Origin of the sequence: Kribbella sp. NPDC000426 (genome assembly GCF_040300265.1) — a bacterium.
In the GTDB taxonomy this organism is placed as follows: domain Bacteria; phylum Actinomycetota; class Actinomycetes; order Propionibacteriales; family Kribbellaceae; genus Kribbella.
Genome location: NZ_JBEPDK010000004.1, coordinates 943,940 through 962,969 on the forward strand (window position 1 = coordinate 943,940; position 19,030 = coordinate 962,969).

Below are 19,030 nucleotides of genomic sequence, written 5' to 3' on the forward strand. Positions count from 1 at the left end.
GTCTCCTCAGGGGCGAGTGGCGTAGAACGCTACTGCTGCCGAGGATGCCACGTTGAGGGAGTCGACGCCGCCGGCCATCGGGATGCGCACGGTCAGGTCTGCCTGTTCGAGCACGTGCGGTTTGAGGCCGTGGCCTTCGGTGCCGAAGATCAGCGCGAGCCTGTCGTCGTTGCGGGCGGCGAGTTCGTCGAGCGTGATCGAGTCGTCCGCGAGCGCCATCGCGGCAGCGACGTACCCGTTGTCCTGGAGCAGCCGGAGGTCGCCGGGCCAGCTGTCGAGACGCGTCCACGGGACCTGGAAGACGGTGCCCATCGAGACCTTGATCGAACGCCGGTACAGCGGATCGGCGCACGTCGGCGTCACCAGCACGAGGCCGACCCCCAGCGCGGCCGCGGCCCGGAAGCCTGCTCCGACGTTGGTGTGGTCAACGATATCGTCGAAGATCGCGATCCGTCGGACGTCGTCGGTCAACAGGTCCGTGAGCGGTACGGCGGCGCGGCGTTTGTACGACGCGAGCGCGCCGCGGTGCACGTGGAACCCGGTGACCTGCTCGGCCAGCTCCTCCGACACCACGTACACGGGCTTGTCCGGCCACTTGTCGAGCACGTCCTGCAAGGAGTCCAGCCACCGCGGGGCGAGCAGGAACGACCGCGGCTCGTACCCGCTCTCCGCGGCCCGCCGGATCACTTTGTCGCCCTCGGCAATAAACAACCCGTGCTCTTCTTCGAGCAACCGCCGCAGACTGACCTCCCGCAACTGCACATAGTCCGCCAGCCGCGGGTCCCCCGGGTCCTCAACCGGGATCAGGGTCATGCCTCGCGCTCTTCGCCGGCCGTAGCGCGCGCCAGCGCAGCAACCTCGACCACGTTGCCTACGACAACGATGGCGGGTGCGCCGACGCCGTCGGCCTTCATCACGTCGGCGATCCCCGCCAGATCCGACGTCACCATCCGCTGGCCGGGAAGGGTGCCGTCGGCAATCGCCGCCGCGGGCGTGTCCGCGGGCCGGCCGGCCGAGATCAACCGCTCGGCGATCGCCGGGAGGTTCTCGACCGCCATCAGCAGCACCAGCGTCCCGTGCAGCTGCGCCAGCGCGTCCCAGTTGACCAGCGAGTCCGGGTGCGACGGCGGAATATGCCCCGACACCACCGTGAACTCATGCGTCACCCCGCGATGCGTCACCGGGATCCCCGACACAGCCGGCACCGAGATCGAGCTGGTGATCCCGGGCACCACCGTCCACGGCACCCCGGCCCCGGCGCACGCCAGCGCCTCCTCGAACCCGCGCCCGAACACGTACGGATCCCCGCCCTTGAGCCGTACAACGACCTTCCCGGCCCGCCCGTGCTCCACCAGGATCCGGTTGATCTCCTCCTGCTGCGCCGCCCGCCCGCGCGGCAACTTCGCCGCGTCGAACAGCTCGACGTCCGGGTGCAGCTCGTCCAGCAACGGCTGCGGCGCCAACCGGTCCGCCACCACCACATCCGCCTCGGCCAGCAACCGCCGCCCGCGCACGGTGATCAGATCCGGATCGCCCGGTCCTCCACCGACGAGGTACACCCCCGGTCGCCGCTCCACGTCCCGCGCGGCCAGCTCACCGGTCCGCAGCCCTTCCAGGATCGCGTCCCGGACGGCCGCCGACTTCCGGTGATCGCCCCCGCCGAGGACGCCGACCGTCACGTTGTCGTGCTGCCCCGACGCCGGCGTCCACGCGGTCGCCCGCGAACGGTCGTCGGAGCGTACGCAGAAGATCCGCCGCTCCTCCGCCTCGGCCGAGACCCGGTCGTTGACCGAGGCATCGTCCGTCGCCACCACGACGTACCAGGCGCCGTCCAGATCGCCGTCCCGGAACCCGCGCTCGATCCAGCTCAACGACGGGTTGCCGAGCAGACCCTCGATCGTGGGCGTGATCGACGGCGAGATCAGGTCGATCCGCGCGCCCGACTCCAGCAGCCGCGGCAACCGCCGCTGGGCGACGCCGCCACCGCCGACCACGACCACGCGCCGCCCGTCGAGGACGAGCCCGGACAGGTACTGATGTGTCACTGACCGATCCCCGCGTCCTCGAACGTGGCCATCTCGGCGAGCGCCCGTACCGCGCAGGTCAGGATCGGGTACGCGAGCACCGCGCCGGTCCCCTCACCGAGCCGCAGGTCGAGGTCGACGAGCGGCTGCAGGCCGAGCTTCTTCAGCGCGACCGCATGACCGGGCTCGGCCGAGCGGTGCCCGGCGACGCAGTAGTCGACGACGGCCGGCTGGAACGCCTGCGCGACGAGCGCGGCCGCCCCGGCGATCACGCCGTCGAGGATCACCGGCGTACGGTTGGCCGCCGCGCCGAGGATGTAGCCGGCCAGTGCGGCGTGCTCGAGACCGCCGTACGCCTGGAGCGCCTTGAGCGGGTCGGTTGCCGGTACGTCGTGCAGCGCGAGAGCGTCCCGTACGACGGCTGTCTTGTGCGCGAGCGCGGCGTCGTCGATCCCGGTCCCGCGGCCGGTGACTGCGTCGGCGGTCGCCCCGGTGAAGGTCGCGATCAGCGCGGCCGAGGCGGTCGTGTTGGCGATGCCCATATCGCCGGTCAGCAGGCAGCGGTACCCGTCCTGGACCAGCTTGTCCGCCAGCTCGAACCCGACCGCGATCGCCGCACGCGCCTCGTCCTCGGTGAGCGCGTCGGTCTGGGACAGGTCGCGGGTCCCCGGGCGGACCTTCGCGTGGACGATGTCCAGCTGCTCCACCGGTGTCGCCACGCCCACGTCCACAACCCGTACATCGACCCGGTTGTTGGCCGCGAACGCGTTCACCGCGGCACCACCGGCGGCGAAGTTCGCCAGCATCGCGGCGGTCACTTCCTGCGGCCACGGGGAGACGTTCTGCGCGTGTACGCCGTGATCCGCCGCGAACACCGTCACCACCGCGGGCTGTGGCACCTGCGGCGGGCAGGTCCCGGTCATCCCGGCCACCCGCACGGACAGCTCTTCGAGTACGCCGAGCGACCCGGCCGGCTTCGTCAGCTGCGCGTGCCGCGCCTCGGCCGCCTGCATCGCCGCCGGGTCCGCCGGAGCGATCCGCGCCACGTACCCGTCCACCACGCCGTCCGCCACGCCGTCCATCGAGTCCTCCATCCGCTCCCGGTCCGTACCGGCTCGATCTTCGCATCTCCGATCTGGTGCCCCGGGGTGGGTCGGCGGCATGTGGACAGTAATGTCGGAATCACCACACGTCGCAGACGCCTTCCAGATCCCGGAGGATCACAGATGTCGCTCGATCGTCCCGTCGCCCCGGACCCCTACGAACTGCTCCCGAAGGCGGGTTCGTTCACCGTCACCAGCACCGATGTCACCGACGGCGAGCAGCTGTCCGACGACCACGCGTTCGCCGGCGGGAACAGGTCGCCGCAGCTCAGCTGGTCCGGGTTCCCCGCGGAGACCAAGGGCTTCGTCGTCACCTGCTACGACCCCGACGCGCCGGTCGTCTCCGGCTTCTGGCACTGGATCCTGGTGAACCTCCCGGCCACGGTCACGGAGCTCCCGGCCGGCGCCGGGACCGCCGAGCGGCTCGACAACGGCGCCTTCCACGTCCGCAACGACTTCAGCACCAAGAACTTCGGCGGCGCGGCCCCGCCCGCGGGTGACCAGGTCCACCGGTACTACTTCGTCGTCCACGCCATCGACGTGGAGGCGCTGGACGTCGACTCGGACGCCTCAGCGGCCGTGGTCGGGTTCAACCTGGCGTTCCATACGCTGGCGCGCGCGATCATCACCCCGACGTACCAGATCGCGGAGTGAGGTTGCGGGAGCCGTCTCGGCCGAGGCGGCTCCCGGCATCAGCTGAGCGGTGGCCGCCGTCGCTCGGCGGCGGTGAGATCGGCCTCGTCCTGACCGCTCCACTCGGTTCCGCTCGAGACGCTGAGCTCGTCGCGTACGCCGCTCCACCGGGCGGTGAGCGCGAACAGCACCAGGATGTCCAGCGCGATCATCAGCAACCCCCAGACCGGATAGGCGCCGAGCCAGGCGACCTGCGTGACAGCGTGCAGGCAGACGAGCACGATCGCGGCGATCCTGGCCCAGGTCTGTGCCATCAGCAGACAGGCGCCGACGCCGATCAGGACCAGGCCGAAGATCAGGATGATCCATCCCCAGGCGGTCACGTCGACGATGATCAGATTCTCCCGGGTGATCACCAGGCGCTCGTCCGAGAACAGCGCGATGAACCCCTCGAAGACGTTCACCAGACCGGTGATCATCATCACCGCACCGGCGAACACGACGACGCCGATCATCGCCGCCCGGCCTTGTTCGCAGCCATCCTGCTGTCTCCTCTCGTGCGGCGGACCGCCACCGATCCGGCGACGGATCACCTCTGGATGGTGGCGCGCCGGCGGCCCGGGCACCTCACCCCATCCGGATGAGAGCCCCCGCCCACCGCGCGCCGCCTCCAGGGCGCCCCGGCGCCGACTCAACCGGATGGGGTGATGAATTCGCGGCCATTGCCGATCAGGCTCGGGGAATGACGCCTCAACCCACCCAAGGCGGTGCGCCACCGATCGCTGCCGGACGACTCTGGGCCGCCGGCGCGGCAACGGCGGTCGTCGCGGCGCTGATCGCGGTCGTCGGCATCCTGCTCGCCCGCGGAGTGTTCGACGTACCGGTGCTCGCGCCGGAAGGCGAAGGTACCTGGGGCGACGCCGACACGATGACGTACGCGCTGTTCTGCGCGCTGGCAGCGCTCATCGCCACCGGCCTGCTCCACCTGCTGCTGGCCTCGACCCCGCGCCCGTTCGAGTTCTTCGGCTGGATCATCGGCCTGGCCACCGTCGCCGCAGCGGCCGCCCCCTTCGTCGCCGGCGGCAACACCAACTCCAAGATCGCCACCGCAGTCATCAACCTCGCCGTCGGCACAGCAATCGGCACCCTCCTATCCAGCGCCGGCCACTCCGCAGCCAGAGGCCTCAACTAGCCGTCAGCCCTACTGGATCCTTCTGGCCTCGACGCGATCAAAGGCGCCGGCTGGGTAGACGAAGACTCGTTTGACGGTCTTGATCGGCTCCTTGGTACCGAGAAACGCGGTCCCTTTCGCACCCGGAAGCAGATAGAAGTTGCTGGAGTTCGACAACTCGATCCCCCGGTTGTAGTTCCTGGCATCGCCGCCTTCACCGGAGAACGCGTCCCGCCAGGTGTCGACGTAGTTGCTGATCGAAGTGGCCTCGATCTGCTGTCCGTCGTTGGTGACGACGACGACCTCGTACATGTTGATGGTGTCGTCCGACTGATTGTCTACCTGCGCGATCAGATAAGTGATTGGCCGCGCATTGGCGAGCCGCCGGTAGTCGCCGTACCGCTCCAGTCGCGGGTCCTTGATGTTCGCGGGCACCTGGATCGTGCCCACCGCGCCCTGGTAAGAGAACCTGTAGGTCCCAGGACCGGTCAGGGCACGACGCGCCGGCGCGGAGCTGGTTGGGGTGTCTCTCGGCGGCGGTGTCCGGCTCGCGCTGGGCGCCGGCACTTGCGAAGCACCCGATGACGGCGCCACCTTGTCCGGTGAAGCCGACGGTGCGTTGATGACGCACCCGGCACAGCTAATCAGCAGCCCGACTGCCACCAAAGCCCTTGCGCCGAACCACCCGTGGCTGATCCCCATGATGTTCCCCCTCGCGGCACCGCCCCCAGCGCCGACCCAGGCAATTATTGACCAGTGGAACCTCGACGTACACCCGACGCTTCGCCTGACCGGTGAGGCTGCGCCGGCAAGTAGCCACCGGGCAGGTCTGTTACATGTACTGCGCATCGTGCATCGCTAGGCAGTACTGGATCGCCTCAGTTGGTGGGCGGATCCACAGCCTCGGCCCAGCGGGTTATTTGGTAGGCCGCGCTGTCTGGGGGCGGCGGGTCGCCGGAGAGTTCGGTTGAGGTTGCTTTTGGGACGAAGGGGAGGTGGTCGATCTGGCCGTTGCGGCGGTGGATGTCCAGGTAGATGCCGAACGGTTTGTAGTCGAACTTGGCGTAAGCGATCTCCGTGCGTGGGATCCGGGTGGAGCCGATCGCGTGGACGAAGATCAGTTCGTCGTCGGTGAGGCGGAGTTCGTACCGCATCGCCGCGCCCAGGAACAGCAAGGCTCCAGGGATCGTCGGCCAGAGCATGGGCGCGATCGCGGTGGCGATCAGCGCGGCCAGCACGAGGAGGCGGAGCAGGATGAGGGTTACGCGGTGCGTGCCCCATCTGCGGATCTCCGGGTCGGTCATAGGGCGGTGACGTAGACCCAGTGGCCGGCTTCGCGGGTGAAGGTGCTGTTTTCGTGTTGGATGCCGGGGGTTCCGGCGGTGGTGTAGTGGGCGCGGAACTCGACTGTGCCTTCGGAGTGGAAGGGGCTGCCGCCGGTGGTGCCGATGATCTCCAGGCCGGTCCACTCACGACCGGGTGGGAAGTCGATGCTTGCCGGGCGGGTCGTGAGCGACCACGTTTGCTGGAGGTACGGCGCATCGTGCATCACGAAGGCGGTGTACCGGGAGCGCATCAACTGCTCCGCGGTCGAGGCGGTCGCCTGGCCGCGGTGGAGCGGGCCGCAGCAGGCGGCGTACGGCAGGTCCTGACCGCAGGGACAGAGGGCTGGCATGGAGTGATTGTCGCCGATCGGTCACCCGGCTGCGTGATCTAGTGCCGTGATCTACTGCCGTGATGGCGGTGACGGAGGCGGCCCGATGGCGGCGCGAGGCCGTGCGCCCGGTTCTCGCGGCGTTTGCGGCGGCCGACGGCGTGGACGCGGTGATGATGAGCGGATCGAGCGCCCGCGGTGATGCCGACGAGTGGTCGGATGTCGAGGTCGGCGTGTTCTGGCAGCGGCCGCCCTCGGAGCGGGACCGCCTGGCCGCGGCCCAGCTGGCACGGGCGGCGGACGCTCGCATCGTGTCGGACGTCGATGCGCCGCCGCCCTGGTACGACCACCTGTATCTGGGTGCGGCCCATCCCGACGGGTTGATGATCGAGGTCGCGCACATGCTCACCAGCGACGTCGAGCGCGCGCTGGACGCGGTACTGACAGCCGGCCGCCCCGACGATGCGGCGATGGTTCTGATGAAGGGCATGCTCGACGGCCGCGATCCGATGGGTCCGCGGGCCGAGCTCGTCGACCGGTGGAAGGAACGCGCGGCGGCGTACCCGCGAGAGCTCGCGATCGCCGTCGTACAGCACAACGGGAACATCGAGAAGTTCTGGCGCCTGCAGATGCTGGTCGAGCGCGACAACCCGTTCCTGCTGGCCCGCGAACTCGTCCGCATCACAGGTCAGTTGCTGATCGTCCTGCACGCCCTCAACGGCCAGTACTGCAGCAGCCACCCGCTCTCGTTCAAACGCCTCGACACCATCGAACGCGACCTGAGCCTGGCGCCGCAGGCCCTCGCCGCCCGCCTCCGCGCAGTCTTCACCGAGCCCGACGGCGCAGTAGTCCTGCGGGACCTCATCGAGGAAACCTTCGACCTGGTGGAACACCACCTCCCCGAGGTCGATATCAACGCCCTGCGCACCACCTTCCGCGCCGACCGCAAACCTCTCGACTCACCCCACTGAAACCTGCGGATCCCGCACCGGCATACTCGCGACCTCCGCCTCCAGAGCCTCGTACTGCGGCCCGCTGAGCGGCTCGGACAACACCACATCGACCCGGCCGCCCTTGCGGCCCCAGGCGCCGACGACCCGGCCCAACCGATCCTCGTCCGACCGAAGAACCCATGCGGCGACACCCTCGAAATCCACCTCGACCAGCTCGTCCACGAGCGAATCCCAGACCGCACGAGCGTCCGCAGGCGACAACCCCGACCACCACGAGAACGCCTTCGGCGTTGTGGGCCCGAAGCAACGAACATGCCGCCGGCACAACTCCACCCGGGCCTCGCCGACGTCGATCAACGGCCGCAGCACCTCCCGCACCCACAGCGACGTCGTGTCCCACCGCAGCGCGATCCGCCCACTCGCACATGCCTCGCGCAACTCGCTGCCCATCCCGCCACGCCGCTCGCCCCCGTCCAGCGCCGCACACAGCCGCTCCGCGAGTACGTCGATCCGCCGTACGGCGTCCGCATCGAGCGGCAGCCGCCCCAGCGTGAACACGCCGAAGTCCCGCACCGGGAGCACATATACCGCCGCCCGCGGACTGTACGTCTGGATCAACGACGCATGCTCCCAGTCCGACGGCGCGCACCCGGCCATCCGGGCGTGCATCCCGAGCAACGCATCCCGCGGCGCGGTGTCCTGCAGCCCGACGTACGCCGCCTCCTCGTGCGATCCCGCCGGGAGCCGATCGACAAGGTGGTTGACCTGCAATCGGTAGGCGACGGCCTGCTCCCGCGTGATCATGGATCGGACCGTACGGCAAAAAGACGTCACCACATGGCCTAGTTACGACGGACCGTCGCCAGCCAGCCCGGCGCGCCGTTCTCGTGCATCCGCGTCTCGATCCGGCGCGGTTCGACGCTGACGATCGTCCAGCCGGAATCCGCCGCGAACGCCGTCTGCAAATCGATTTGCGAGATCGGATGCGGCACGTCGTCGGGCTTCTCGTCGCTGAAACACAGCACATACAGAGTCGCACCCGATGCGGCGACCGAGGCCAGACTCACGACGTACCGCGCACGCTCGTCAGCGTCGAAGGTGTGGAAGAGACCGGAGTCGAGAATCGTGTCGAAGGTACGCGCGAGATCGCCGAGCTGCAGCGCGTCCGCGGTCACGAACTCCGCGTCCACGCCAAGCTCACGAGCCTTCTCCCGGGCCCGCGCCAACGCGGTCTCCGCGACATCGAACCCGACCACCGGCACGCCGCTCGAAGCGATCAGCAACGCGTTGTCGCCACTCCCACACCCCGCATCAAGCACCACTCCACTGAACGCACCGGAGGACACCAACTGCACCACCGCAGGCTGCGGCCCGCCGAACTCCCACGGCGCCGGACCGTCCTGGTACGACGCATCCCACGGACGCCCTGCCATCCGCTCATGACTCGTCGGTTGCCGCGTGCGCTCGGACATCGTCGTACCCTTCGTGGCTGAGAGGTGTCTACCCATCCTTACCCCAAGTGAAGGATCGATGCAGATGCTCGAGACCGCGCGGCTCGATCTGGCCGAGTTCGAGATGGGGCGCGATCTGCCGGCCCTGCACGCGATGTTCTCGGATCCGGAGTGGGCACGCGGCGGCTACATGACGCCGACGACGTCCGAGAGCGAGTCGCGCGAGCGGTTGGAGCGGGAGTTCAGCGACAACGGCGGCTGGACGTGGGTACTGCGGGTTCGGCCCGAGCAGACCGCCGTCGGCATCATTGCCGTCTTCTCGGATCAGGGCAGCCCGATCCGCGGGCTGGGCTGGTACCTGCAGCGCGATCGCTGGGGCGCCGGGCTGATGAGCGAGGCGGCGCGTGCGGTCGTCGATCATCTGCTCGAGCAGCCGTCGATCGCCGGCGTCGAGGCCTGGATCGACTCACGCAACGTCCGCTCGATCGCCGTCGCCCGGCATGCGGGCCTCGACCTGGTCGGCCGCCTGCCGCGGACCCTGGACGGCGGCGAGATCGCGCAGTCCGTCGTGATGGGGCGCGCCGCGAAGCCGACGGATCCGACCACGTTCGCGATCATGCCGGTGCTGGAGGTCCGCGACGTAGCCGGCACCGCCCGGCTGTTGTGCGACGTGCTCGGACTGCAGATCCGCTTCGAGCTCAAGGACGTCGTGCACCTCGGCTTCACCGAATGGAACGGTCAGAGCGGCCTGGAGGTACGACGCGCCACCGGCCCCGTCTCCCCCGCAGCGATCATGGTCGAGGTCGGCGTACTGGTCGATCCTCTGTACGACGCCGTACGCTCGGCCGGCCTCGTCGAGTCGACCGCGCCGGAGGACATGCCGTGGTACCGGCGTACGTTCACGCTGGTGTTGCCGGAGGGGCACCGGCTGACGATTTCGGGTCCGGTCAGCGCTGGTAGTTGAGCACCATGATCCAGCCCACCCCGAGCGCCAGCACGCACAACACCGCGCCGACCACGGCCACCGGCTTCCCGCGCCGGGCGCCGATCAGCCCGGCGATCGCGAGGCCGACCCCCGGCAGCGCGAGCGGGAAGGCGGCGTACTGGCGGTAGCCCGTCATGTCGATGGGCAGGAACGGCGCCACGAGGCCCGCGAGCCCGAGGACGAAGGCGAGCACGCCCAGCGTCGCCGTACCCTTCGGCTGAGCCGGCGCCTGGGGCTGCCAGGCCGGCTCGCCGGGCGTCTGCGCGTAGTCGGGCCAGAGGTGCTGCGGAGCACCTCCTTGCTGCGGGTTGGCGTTGCGCTCCGGCGGGCCGTAGGTCATGAGAACTCCGTAGTCGACAGGGTGCCGTCCACTGCCCTGACGCTCGGCGTCGCCGGTCGGTTCCCGCTAATCCTGTTGGCGTTCGCCGAGCGGGAAGGCGCGGATGATCACCGCGGTCGGCGTTGCGGCGTCCGATCTCGGCTCGGAGCCGACGAAGTCGCGGAGTACCCGATGCAGGCGGGCCCGGAGCTCGGCGAGCTCGCCGTCGGCCAGCGTGACTACCTCGCTGAACGCGAAGTCCTCGTCGTCGGACTCCTTCGCGGCCAGCCAGCTCGCGTACGCCGTGTCCTCGAGCTCGCGGTTGAGCGTCGCCTGGTCGACCCGCAGCCGCCGCCAGGGCTTCACCCGCCCGACCGCACCCGGCACCGCCTCGATCACGCCGAGCGCCTCGAGCCGCCGCAGGTGGAACGAGCACGAACCGGTGCTCTCCCCCAGCTCCCGCGCGGCGATGGTCGACGTCGTCGTACCGTCCCGGTCGATCAGCTCTAGGAGTGACTCGCGCAGCGGGTGGGCGCGGACGACGTCGCGCCGGTTCGGCGTACTGCGGTGGTCGGGCATGGTCGGCATCCTAGCGTTTCGCTTTGCAAAGCTTCGACTTTGCAGATTACGATCTTTGCATGCCGACGTACATCCAAGGCCGCCTCGCGCGCCGCCTGCCCGAGCTGACCGACGAGGTACGGCGCGGCACGCCCCGGCGGATCACGGAGTACGGCGAAGAGATCCTGCACCGCCCGTCCCGGCCGGTGACCGAGTTCGGCGCGGCGCGCTGGGGTGCGCTGATCGACGACATGTTCACCACGATGTGGATCGCCGAGGGCTGCGGCCTCGCCGCGAACCAGGTCGACGTCGACGCGGCGCTGTTCGTCTACGACCTCACCGACGAGTACGGCGACCGACACGTCGGTCACGCGTTCAACCCGCGCATCGAAACCATGACCGCCCTCTTCGGCACCCAACCCGGCACCGAAGGCTGCCTCTCCCTCCCCGGCGCCAACGCCCCACTCCCCCGCCCCACCCGAGCCACCCTCCACGCCTCCGACATGAACGGCACCCCATTCACCGTCGACGCCACCGGCTACCTGGCCCGCTGCCTGATCCACGAAACCCAACACCTCGCCGGCACTATCTACGTCGACCACCTCTCCCCGACCGCCCTCGCCCAAGCCCTCAACCACTCCACCGCCACCCGCACCGACGTCCTCCGCCACCGCCAAAACCGCAAAGAACAACTCACCGAACTCGGCTAACGTCCGTGGCCATGGACGATCCGAAGCAGGTAGTACGCCGCGGGTACGACGTACTCTCAACCCGCTACGACGAGGCGACCGGCGCAGACTCGAAGTACCGCACCTGGATCGGCGACCTCCTGGCCCGCCTCGACCCCACTATCGCCCGCTGGTTGCGCCCGGGCGGATGGTTTCTGTGCACAACCGGCGACGGTGCATGGACCGGTACCGACGAGAACTGGCTCGGCGGCGGAGCGCCCATGTGGTGGAGCCACGCTGACGCCGCGACGTACCGCAACTGGCTCGCCGAGGCCGGTCTAACTGTTCACACGGAGGCCTTCGTCCCCGAAGGCTCTGGCGGTCACAGGCTCTTCTGGGCTTGCCGCTGACTCTTTAGCGGGGTGTTGGGATGCTGACGTCTTGGCGGAGGGCTTGGAGGACTTCTAGTTCGCGGTCTATTTCGCGGCGCTTGGCCTGCAGGCGCTCTACGCCTTCTGCTAGTAGGACCTCTAGCACCCCGGTGCGCTCGGACGGTGGGGCTTCCAGGCAGGGCAGGAGTTCGCCGATGGTTGCGCTGCCCAGACCGGCTGCGAGCAGGTGCTGGATCATCACGACGCGCTCGACCATCGGCTCGTCGAACTCTCGCCAGCCGCCTGCGGTCCGGTCCGAGCGGATCAGGCCCTGCTCTTCGTAGTACCGGAGAGAACGCGTGCTGACTCCGGCGGCCTCCGCTAGCTCCCCGATACGCATGGATCCAGTCTTGCACTTCACACCAGTGTGAAGTCTGACCCTAACCTCATGCATTGGTTCTACTTGGCAATCGCCGTCGTGTTCGAAATCGCCGTAGCCGTCTCCGCCGGCAAGGCCCAAGGCTTCACCCACCGTGCCTGGACCGCCGCCACCCTCATCACAGGTGCCCTGGGCACCTACTTCCTCAGCCGCGCCCTCCTCACCTTCGACGTCGGCGTCGGCTACGCCCTCTGGACCTCGCTCGCGGGCGTCGGCATCACGCTGTTGAGCGCCCTGCTGTTCGGCCAACGACTCACCTGGCGCAAGGCGATCGGCATCGCCCTGGTCATCGGCGGCGTCGTCGGCCTCCAACTCACCACCTGACACCGAGGAGTACTCCCATGCGCACTGCTTGGCTCACGCTGCTGATGGCCGGCGTCTTCGAGATCGGCTACGCCTTGTCGGTCGGCGGCAGCCACGGCTTCACGAACCGCACCTGGTCCGCCGTGGCCGTCGCGTTCTTCCTGCTCACCCTCTGGGCACTCAGCCGCGCCCTCCGCACCATCGACGTCAGCACCGGGTACGCCGTCTGGGCCGGCCTCGGCGCCGTCGGAGCCGCCGTACTCGGACCAGTCTTCTTCGACGAAACCCTCACCGCGGCGAAGAGCACCTGGCTCGCCGTCATCATCACCGGCATCATCTGGCTCAAGCTCGCCGACCGCCCACTACCCGTTCTTAGGTGCGCCAACAGCTACCGGCGAAGGACGGCCGTTTGACGGTCGCCGCGGGGGATACGGATACTCGGCACAGCGACGCCGGCGCGGCTCTCGGGCCCCAATTCCATCAGTGCTGTATTCGGAGGTTCCATGCGTTTGAGGTCGAGTGGCCGGCATCATGTCGCGTTCGAGTTCGGCGATCTGCAGGTGATCTCGTTGCGGGACGGGTACATCGACATGCCGCCGACCCGGCTGCGCGACGAGGACGGGCGCCCGCTCGAGGCGCTGCCGGCCGTCGTACCTCTGGTCGGCGACAACCTACGGCTGTCGGTGAATGCCTTCTTCGTCACCGACGGCGCGCGGTCGATTCTCATCGACACCGGCGCCTCGAACGCCTGGCCCGAACGCACCATGGGACTGATCTACGACGCGCTCGACGAAGCGGGAGTCGACCGCGCGCAGATCATCGATGTGGCCATCACCCACAGACACGTGGACCACGTGGGCGGCCTGATCGCGCCGGACGGTTCGGAGGCATTCGCCAAGCTCGAGCGAGTGTGGATCGGCGCCGGCGACACCTCGGTGTTCACGGGACGGCTCGAGCCGCTGCGCGATCGCGTCGTACCCGTGTCGGACGAGGTCGCGATCAACGACTGGATGACCGCGATCCCGGCACCGGGCCACACCCCCGGCCACACCGTGTACAACGTCAGGAGCGGCGCCAGCCACCTTCTCGTCTGGGGCGACACCGTCCACGTCCCCACCCTCCAATTCGACCAGCCGAACGTGTCCTGGGAGTTCGACGGCGACCAGCCCGAGGCCCGCGCCGCACGAGCAACCCTCCTCGAACAACTAACCCAGCCGAACCACTTCGTCGCCGGCGCCCACCTCGACTCCCCCGGCATCGCCCGCGTGACCCGAGCCGGCGACGCCTACGCCTTGGAGTACCTCGCACCACCACTCAGCTGACCGGCCCTCAGTTGCCTGGTGGGGAAATGGCCTGCGGTGGGGCGTACAAGGGTGCCAGGATGCAGGCATGGTTGCCCACGCGTCCGAGGATCGACTGCCGCCCGATCTCCTGGCCGACGTGGCCGACGCAGTCGGGGCGGAGGTCAGTCTGCTCGGTCGCCTACCCGGAGGCTTCGATGTGGGTGCCATCCGCGTTGACTTGGCCGGAGGAGCAAATGCCGTGCTCAAAGCATGGCCGAGGGTACGCGCCAACCAACTGGACGAGTCGTTGCGAGCCCAGAGAATCGTCGAGCGCATGCGCGGGCGCGGCTATCCCACCCCGGCCTGGCTCGGGGTCGGTGCCACGGCCACTCATGTCTGGCACCTGATCGAGTTCGTTGACGCAGATCCTGCACCAGAGCTGACCCTCTCCCTCGTCGAGCAGCTGATAGAGATCAACGAACTCCAGGCCGACCAAGCCTCCGAACCCTACGACCACTGGTCCTACGCCTGGCGTCTCGCGACCGGTCAGGACTTCGGGCGAGACCTGGCACCGAGTCTGTCGAGGGCCGTCGCCGAGCTTTCCGGGTACTCCTCCGCGGTATCAGCCTTGGTCGACCGCCTGCGACAAATGTGTGCCGACGGCTCCCCACCACCAGCACCACCCGACATGGTCCACGCCGACTTCAAACCCGACAACGTCCTGGTCCGCGACGGATCGGTCGTGGCGGTCATCGACATCGGAAACGCAGGCAGCGGCACCCGAGCCACCGATCTCACCACCCTCCACTGGCACATCTTCCAAGCCCCACTGGACGGCGCCCGAACCCGCCTGTCAACAAGAATCCTCGACCTGGTCGGCTGGGAAGCGGCAGCAGTACTCACCGCAACCCAAATCCTCGTCCAACTCGAATGGCCCATCCGCCACGGCGACCACGATGCCATCCCAGACGTGATCAACCACGCCCACCACACCCTCGACGAACTAACCGCACTTCGCTAACCGCCCCCGCCCACACGCCCGCATCACGAACGGCCGCCGGCTCAGCTTCAGCAAGAACTGCAACATCAACTCAGGCGACTGACACCGCGCGGACACCCCAAGCCTGCTCTTCGTTTGATAGGGCCCGATGAAGCCGAATGCGCTCATTCGCCGTCACGGCGATCGGACACGTATCGCACTGTCGTACGAGTTTCGGCCTTGAGCCGTCCATCATTGTGCGACGGTCAGACCATCGCGCGTCTCACCTTGCCACCGGTCCCCGCGCATCGCGGGGCGGTTGCCAAGTGGACAAACACGCTCCCCGGCCGGAGGCGGAAAATACAACAGCCGCCCCGAAGCGTTGGCCTTTGGACCAGACCCGGCGGATCGCGCCATTCACCGGGCGGTTGCTCGGTCGACGGACATTTTCGCCGCCGAAGGCGGCCAATAAACAGCCGCCGCGAAGCGGCGTCCTTTGGACCGCGACCGGCGAATCGCGCCATTCGCCAGGCAGTTGCTCGGTCGACGGAGACGCTCGCCGCCGAAGGCGGCCAACAGAACAGCCGCCGCGGAGCGGTGTCCTTTGGACCGGGCCCGGCGGAACGTGCGATCCGCCGGACACGGTGCTCGCGGACCAACGTGCTCGCCGCCGAAGGCGGCCAATAGGACAGGCGCCGCGGAGCGGTGTCCTTTGGACCGGGCCCGGCGGATCCTGTGATTCGCCGGGCACCGTGCTCGCGGACTGACGTGCTCGCCGGAGGCGGCCAATAGGACAGGCGCCGCGGAGCGGTGTCCTTAGTCTTTGATGCCGGATTGGGTTACGCCTTGGATTAGGTAGCGCTGGAGGAAGGCGAAGATCAGGACGAGGGGGAGGATGGAGACCGCTACGGCCATGAAGAGTTCGTGGATGTTGATGGTTTGGGCGGTGATGAACGTCGACATCGCGACCTGGATCGTCCAGGACGACGAGTCCTGGCCGATGACCAGCGGCCACAGGAACGAGTTCCAGTTGCCGATGAAGGTGATCGCCGCGATCGCCGCGAAGAACGGCAGCGAGTTCGGTACGACGATCCGCCAGAACACCCCGAAGTACCCGGCCCCGTCGACCCGCGCCGCCTCCTCGAGCTCCCGTGGGAAGCCGAGGAAGTACTGCCGGAACAGGAACGCCGCAAACCCACTGAACAGCGTGGGAATGATCAGACCCCGCAGCGACGACACCCACCCGAGCGACGACACCACGATGAACGACGGGATGAAGGTGACGGCCCCCGGGATCATCAGCGTCGCCACGATCGCGTAGAAGATCTTGTCCGCATGCCGATAAGGAATCCGGGCCAACCCGTACCCAGCCATAGATGCCAACAGCAACTGCCCCGCCGTACCCAGCACCCCGACAACAGCCGAGTTGTACAGCGCCCGCGCCATCGGCACCTGGGTGTCGTCGAAGAGCTCCTTGATGTTGCCCCACTGCAGATGCGCCGGGAACAACGTCCACGACGGCGCCGTGATGTCGGCCTCCGTCGACAGCGCGTTACGCAGGATCAGGTAGAACGGCAGCAGGAACAGCACGACCGCGATGAACAACGCGATCCACCGCAGCACCATGCCGACCCGCCCCAGAGCACTCTGGGTGAACCCGATCGGTTGCGGTGTTCCCGTCGTACGCTCCGAGACTGCCATCAGTCGCCCGCCTTTCCGAAGCCGAAGATCCGGCTCTGCAGCAGCGTCACGATCATGATGATGACCGCCAGGATCAGCGCGCCGGCCGAGCCGTGGCCGAGGTCCTGGATCGAGCCGAGCGAGATGCCGTACAGGTAGACCAGCGGCGGCCGCGCGTAGTTCACGTTGCCGACCAGGTTGTAGAACTCGTCGAACGCCTGGTACGCGGCGATCAGGTTCAGAATCAGTACGGCGACCGACGTCGCCCGCAGCTGGGGCAGCGTGATGTAGCGGAACACCTGCCACCCGGGCTTCGCTCCGTCGACGTACGCCGCCTCGTAGAGCGTCGGCGAGATCCGCTGCAGGCCGGCGATGAACAGGATCATGTAGAACCCGAGCTGCAGCCACAACCGCACGGTGACCAGCGGCAGCCAGTACCACGGCGGCGAGACCGTCGAGAGCCATGCGATGTTGTCGATCCCGAACCAGCCGAGCACCGTGTTCGCGAGGCCGAACCGGACACCGTTGAAGATCGACAACCGCCAGATCAGCGACGCGACGACGTACGAACAGGCGGTCGGCAGGAAGAACACCGACCGGAAGAACGCCCGTGCGATCTTGACCTGGTTGACCAGCAACGCCAGCGCGAGCGAGAGCACGAACGTCAGCGGCACGATGAACACCGCGAAGATCGTGAACGTGCCCAGACTCGACAAGAAGTTGTGGTCGGTGAGCATGTCGATGTAGTTGCGGAGCCCGACGAACTTCGACGGCGTCGCGGTGTTGTAGGCCTCGAAGAAGCTGAGGACCAGGCTCCAGATGATCGGCAGGTACGAGAAGATCAGCAGGCCGAGGACGAACGGCCCGACGAACACCCAGAACCACAGGGTGTTGCCGGCGATCCCCTTCCGCCGGGTCCTCCGCCGCTCACCAGCGGCAGCGGAGGACTTCGGAGCAACAGTCTTGGTCGGTGCGCTCATCCGAACAACCGCTGCAGTTCGGCGTTGACGGTCTTCTCGGCCTTGGCGATCTCGGCGGCTGGGTCGGCTCCCTTCTTGATGACGTTGGTCAGCATGTCGCCGAACGCCGTACCCATCTTCGGAGTCCAGGCCGGGTTGTCGGTGTGGCCGTAGTCCTCGTTCAGCTTCACGGTGTCAGCCGCGACGCCGCTCTGCAGCTTGGATGCCTTCGCCGCCAGGCTCTTGCGCGGCGGGATGTGGAATCCGTAACTCAGCGACCAGTCCTCCTGGTCCGCCGAATTGTCGATCCAGAGCCACTTGACGAACTTCTTGGCCGCGTCGACGTTGGCGCTCTTCGACGACACGAACTGGGTCCAGCCGCCGGAGTACACGGCCGGCTTGCCCTCCGCGTCGAGTTTCGGGAACGGGATCACGCCGAGGTCGTCACCGAGCGCCTTCTGCATGCCCGGCACCGCCCACATGCCGATCCATTGCATCGCGACCAGGCCCTGGTTGATCGCGGTCGGGTCCCACCAGTCGGTGGGCGCGCCGAGCAGGATGCTCTTGCTCGCGTACAGCTCGTGCAGCTTGCCGAAGGCCTTCGCGGCGCGGTCGCCGGTGAAGCCGGGCTTGTTGTCGTCGGTCAAGTAGCTGCCGCCGGACGACCACAGCGCCGGGCCGCCCATGCCGTTGCCGCCGTCGTTGCCGACGAACATGCCCTTCACCTTGTTGGTGGTCAGCTCCTTGGACGCCGCGATCAGGTCGTCGATGGTCTCCGGCGGCTTGATCCCCTTCGCGTCCAGCATGGACTTGCGGTAGTAGATGACCTGCGGGTCGATGATCATCCGGATGCCGTAGATCTTGCCGTCGAGGGTGTTCGTGGCCAGGTCGCCCGGCAGGAAGTCGTCCTTGACGTCGGCCATGATGTCGTCGAGTGGCACTACCTGGTTGCTCTTCACCATGCCGATGTTGAACTGGCTCTCGAACACGTCCGGGCCCTTGCTGGACAGCAACCCGGACGACAGCTTGGCCGCGTAGTCACCCGGAGTCCATTGCACGCTGACGTTCGCGTCGGTGTAGGCCTTGGCGTACTTCGTGGCCGCCTGCTGGGTGCCGGCTTCGCCGTACTGGTGGTACCACTGCGACAGGTTGGCCTTCGCCCCGCCGCCACCGCCGGACGAGGACGGCCGACCGGTATTGCCGCCGCAGGCCGCGGTGAACGCGGCCAGTGCGGCCAGTCCACCGGTCCGCTTGAGCAGATCCCGCCGGGACAGTCCGGCGTTCGGAACATGAGCAGGCATGAATTTCCACCTTCCCGAAGAGGGAACGTCGCAGGGTACGACGCACGGTTCCGAGTTACTTAACGTCGTTAAGCATCTCCGAGTTTGGCACACGCTACTACAGGTCAATCGTTGTAGAAGTGCCTAGCACGATGACTCAAAAGCGCGTTGTGCGCAAGACCGGACTGCGATCTTTCGTGTTGGAATGTGTGGAATG

Annotated in this window: 26 protein-coding genes; 11 read left to right on the forward strand and 15 right to left on the reverse strand. The window is 67.8% G+C overall.

The genetic code is table 11. The features are described from left to right. Positions 1-6: 6 nt before the first annotated feature. The 3 genes from ABT313_RS23780 to cobT are packed head-to-tail and all read right to left on the reverse strand — an operon-like array spanning position 7 to position 3,106. On the reverse strand, positions 7-813 hold the full coding sequence (locus ABT313_RS23780; RefSeq protein WP_350857665.1) for a TrmH family RNA methyltransferase: 807 nt from the start codon (positions 811-813) through the stop codon (positions 7-9). Then, positions 810-2,045 (reverse strand): uroporphyrinogen-III C-methyltransferase, encoded by a 1,236-nt coding sequence (cobA, locus tag ABT313_RS23785; RefSeq protein ID WP_350857667.1) that lies wholly within the window; start codon positions 2,043-2,045, stop codon positions 810-812. Before cobA ends, ABT313_RS23780 begins: the two co-directional genes overlap by 4 nt. Next, the gene (gene cobT / locus ABT313_RS23790; protein WP_350857670.1) at positions 2,042-3,106 is read right to left on the reverse strand and encodes a nicotinate-nucleotide--dimethylbenzimidazole phosphoribosyltransferase; all 1,065 of its coding nucleotides are present in this window, start codon (positions 3,104-3,106) and stop codon (positions 2,042-2,044) included. Before cobT ends, cobA begins: the two co-directional genes overlap by 4 nt. 144 nt (positions 3,107-3,250) lie before the next feature. Between cobT and ABT313_RS23795 the strand changes: the two genes are divergently transcribed. Next, entirely contained in the window at positions 3,251-3,781 is a 531-nt protein-coding gene (locus ABT313_RS23795; protein ID WP_350857673.1) for a YbhB/YbcL family Raf kinase inhibitor-like protein, read from the forward strand. A 38-nt stretch (positions 3,782-3,819) separates the two neighbouring features. On the opposite strand, the gene ABT313_RS23800 is transcribed toward ABT313_RS23795, so the two are convergent. After that, positions 3,820-4,353, reverse strand: coding sequence for a DUF7144 family membrane protein (locus ABT313_RS23800; RefSeq protein ID WP_350857677.1), 534 nt, complete (start codon positions 4,351-4,353; stop codon positions 3,820-3,822). A 149-nt stretch (positions 4,354-4,502) separates the two neighbouring features. On the opposite strand from ABT313_RS23800, the gene ABT313_RS23805 reads away from it, so the two are divergent. Next, positions 4,503-4,952, forward strand: a complete 450-nt coding sequence (locus ABT313_RS23805) for a DUF6069 family protein (RefSeq protein ID WP_350857680.1) — start codon at positions 4,503-4,505, stop codon at positions 4,950-4,952. 9 nt (positions 4,953-4,961) lie between these two features. On the opposite strand, the gene ABT313_RS23810 is transcribed toward ABT313_RS23805, so the two are convergent. Continuing rightward, entirely contained in the window at positions 4,962-5,381 is a 420-nt protein-coding gene (locus tag ABT313_RS23810; protein WP_350857683.1) for a hypothetical protein, read from the reverse strand. A 73-nt stretch (positions 5,382-5,454) separates the two neighbouring features. Here ABT313_RS23810 and ABT313_RS23815 point away from each other — a divergent pair, with 73 nt between their 5' ends. Further along, entirely contained in the window at positions 5,455-5,793 is a 339-nt protein-coding gene (locus ABT313_RS23815) for a hypothetical protein (protein WP_350857686.1), read from the forward strand. Between the two features lie 16 nt (positions 5,794-5,809). Here ABT313_RS23815 and ABT313_RS23820 read toward each other — a convergent pair whose 3' ends face one another. Further along, a complete protein-coding gene (locus tag ABT313_RS23820) occupies positions 5,810-6,235 on the reverse strand; it encodes a hypothetical protein (protein WP_350857689.1) in 426 nt (141 codons plus the stop codon). Then, entirely contained in the window at positions 6,232-6,606 is a 375-nt protein-coding gene (locus ABT313_RS23825; RefSeq protein WP_350857694.1) for a YchJ family protein, read from the reverse strand. Before ABT313_RS23825 ends, ABT313_RS23820 begins: the two co-directional genes overlap by 4 nt. Before the next feature lie 62 nt (positions 6,607-6,668). Between ABT313_RS23825 and ABT313_RS23830 the strand changes: the two genes are divergently transcribed. After that, the gene (locus ABT313_RS23830; RefSeq protein WP_350857697.1) at positions 6,669-7,556 is read left to right on the forward strand and encodes a nucleotidyltransferase domain-containing protein; all 888 of its coding nucleotides are present in this window, start codon (positions 6,669-6,671) and stop codon (positions 7,554-7,556) included. Here the strand turns inward: ABT313_RS23830 and ABT313_RS23835 are convergent. Further along, entirely contained in the window at positions 7,545-8,342 is a 798-nt protein-coding gene (locus tag ABT313_RS23835) for a DNA glycosylase AlkZ-like family protein (RefSeq protein ID WP_350857700.1), read from the reverse strand. The genes ABT313_RS23830 and ABT313_RS23835 overlap by 12 nt on opposite strands. Positions 8,343-8,380: 38 nt before the next feature. Further along, positions 8,381-9,010, reverse strand: a complete 630-nt coding sequence (locus tag ABT313_RS23840) for a class I SAM-dependent methyltransferase (RefSeq protein ID WP_350857703.1) — start codon at positions 9,008-9,010, stop codon at positions 8,381-8,383. 58 nt (positions 9,011-9,068) lie between these two features. Between ABT313_RS23840 and ABT313_RS23845 the strand changes: the two genes are divergently transcribed. Continuing rightward, entirely contained in the window at positions 9,069-9,953 is an 885-nt protein-coding gene (locus ABT313_RS23845; RefSeq protein ID WP_350857706.1) for a GNAT family N-acetyltransferase, read from the forward strand. On the opposite strand, the gene ABT313_RS23850 is transcribed toward ABT313_RS23845, so the two are convergent. After that, a complete protein-coding gene (locus ABT313_RS23850) occupies positions 9,937-10,314 on the reverse strand; it encodes a hypothetical protein (protein ID WP_350857708.1) in 378 nt (125 codons plus the stop codon). The two genes, ABT313_RS23845 and ABT313_RS23850, sit on opposite strands and share 17 nt — an antisense overlap. Before the next feature lie 66 nt (positions 10,315-10,380). Next, the gene (locus ABT313_RS23855; protein ID WP_350857711.1) at positions 10,381-10,872 is read right to left on the reverse strand and encodes a winged helix-turn-helix transcriptional regulator; all 492 of its coding nucleotides are present in this window, start codon (positions 10,870-10,872) and stop codon (positions 10,381-10,383) included. 59 nt (positions 10,873-10,931) lie between these two features. Here ABT313_RS23855 and def point away from each other — a divergent pair, with 59 nt between their 5' ends. Then, a complete protein-coding gene (gene def / locus ABT313_RS23860; RefSeq protein WP_350857714.1) occupies positions 10,932-11,561 on the forward strand; it encodes a peptide deformylase in 630 nt (209 codons plus the stop codon). A gap of 11 nt (positions 11,562-11,572) precedes the next feature. Then, the gene (locus ABT313_RS23865) at positions 11,573-11,929 is read left to right on the forward strand and encodes a hypothetical protein (protein ID WP_350857717.1); all 357 of its coding nucleotides are present in this window, start codon (positions 11,573-11,575) and stop codon (positions 11,927-11,929) included. Between the two features lie 4 nt (positions 11,930-11,933). Here ABT313_RS23865 and ABT313_RS23870 read toward each other — a convergent pair whose 3' ends face one another. After that, a complete protein-coding gene (locus ABT313_RS23870) occupies positions 11,934-12,290 on the reverse strand; it encodes a MerR family transcriptional regulator (RefSeq protein ID WP_350857720.1) in 357 nt (118 codons plus the stop codon). 48 nt (positions 12,291-12,338) lie between these two features. Here ABT313_RS23870 and ABT313_RS23875 point away from each other — a divergent pair, with 48 nt between their 5' ends. The 4 genes from ABT313_RS23875 (at position 12,339) to ABT313_RS23890 (ending at position 14,936) form a co-directional block, all read left to right on the forward strand. Further along, positions 12,339-12,653: a DMT family transporter gene (locus ABT313_RS23875; protein WP_350857723.1), complete on the forward strand. Its 315-nt coding sequence runs from the start codon at positions 12,339-12,341 to the stop codon at positions 12,651-12,653. A 17-nt stretch (positions 12,654-12,670) separates the two neighbouring features. Continuing rightward, positions 12,671-13,045 (forward strand): DMT family transporter, encoded by a 375-nt coding sequence (locus ABT313_RS23880; protein WP_350857726.1) that lies wholly within the window; start codon positions 12,671-12,673, stop codon positions 13,043-13,045. A 90-nt stretch (positions 13,046-13,135) separates the two neighbouring features. Further along, on the forward strand, positions 13,136-13,954 hold the full coding sequence (locus ABT313_RS23885; RefSeq protein WP_350857730.1) for an MBL fold metallo-hydrolase: 819 nt from the start codon (positions 13,136-13,138) through the stop codon (positions 13,952-13,954). Between the two features lie 67 nt (positions 13,955-14,021). Further along, positions 14,022-14,936 carry a phosphotransferase family protein gene (locus tag ABT313_RS23890; protein WP_350857733.1) on the forward strand — a complete coding sequence of 305 codons (915 nt, stop codon included), beginning with the start codon at positions 14,022-14,024 and terminating at the stop codon, positions 14,934-14,936. A gap of 774 nt (positions 14,937-15,710) precedes the next feature. On the opposite strand, the gene ABT313_RS23895 is transcribed toward ABT313_RS23890, so the two are convergent. From ABT313_RS23895 to ABT313_RS23905, 3 genes are read right to left on the reverse strand one after another with little or no spacing between them, the layout of a single operon-like run. Continuing rightward, positions 15,711-16,595: a carbohydrate ABC transporter permease gene (locus ABT313_RS23895; protein ID WP_350857736.1), complete on the reverse strand. Its 885-nt coding sequence runs from the start codon at positions 16,593-16,595 to the stop codon at positions 15,711-15,713. Beyond that, the gene (locus ABT313_RS23900) at positions 16,595-17,554 is read right to left on the reverse strand and encodes a carbohydrate ABC transporter permease (RefSeq protein ID WP_350857739.1); all 960 of its coding nucleotides are present in this window, start codon (positions 17,552-17,554) and stop codon (positions 16,595-16,597) included. Before ABT313_RS23900 ends, ABT313_RS23895 begins: the two co-directional genes overlap by 1 nt. Then, a complete protein-coding gene (locus ABT313_RS23905) occupies positions 17,551-18,834 on the reverse strand; it encodes an ABC transporter substrate-binding protein (RefSeq protein ID WP_350857742.1) in 1,284 nt (427 codons plus the stop codon). Before ABT313_RS23905 ends, ABT313_RS23900 begins: the two co-directional genes overlap by 4 nt. Positions 18,835-19,030 lie beyond the last annotated feature (196 nt).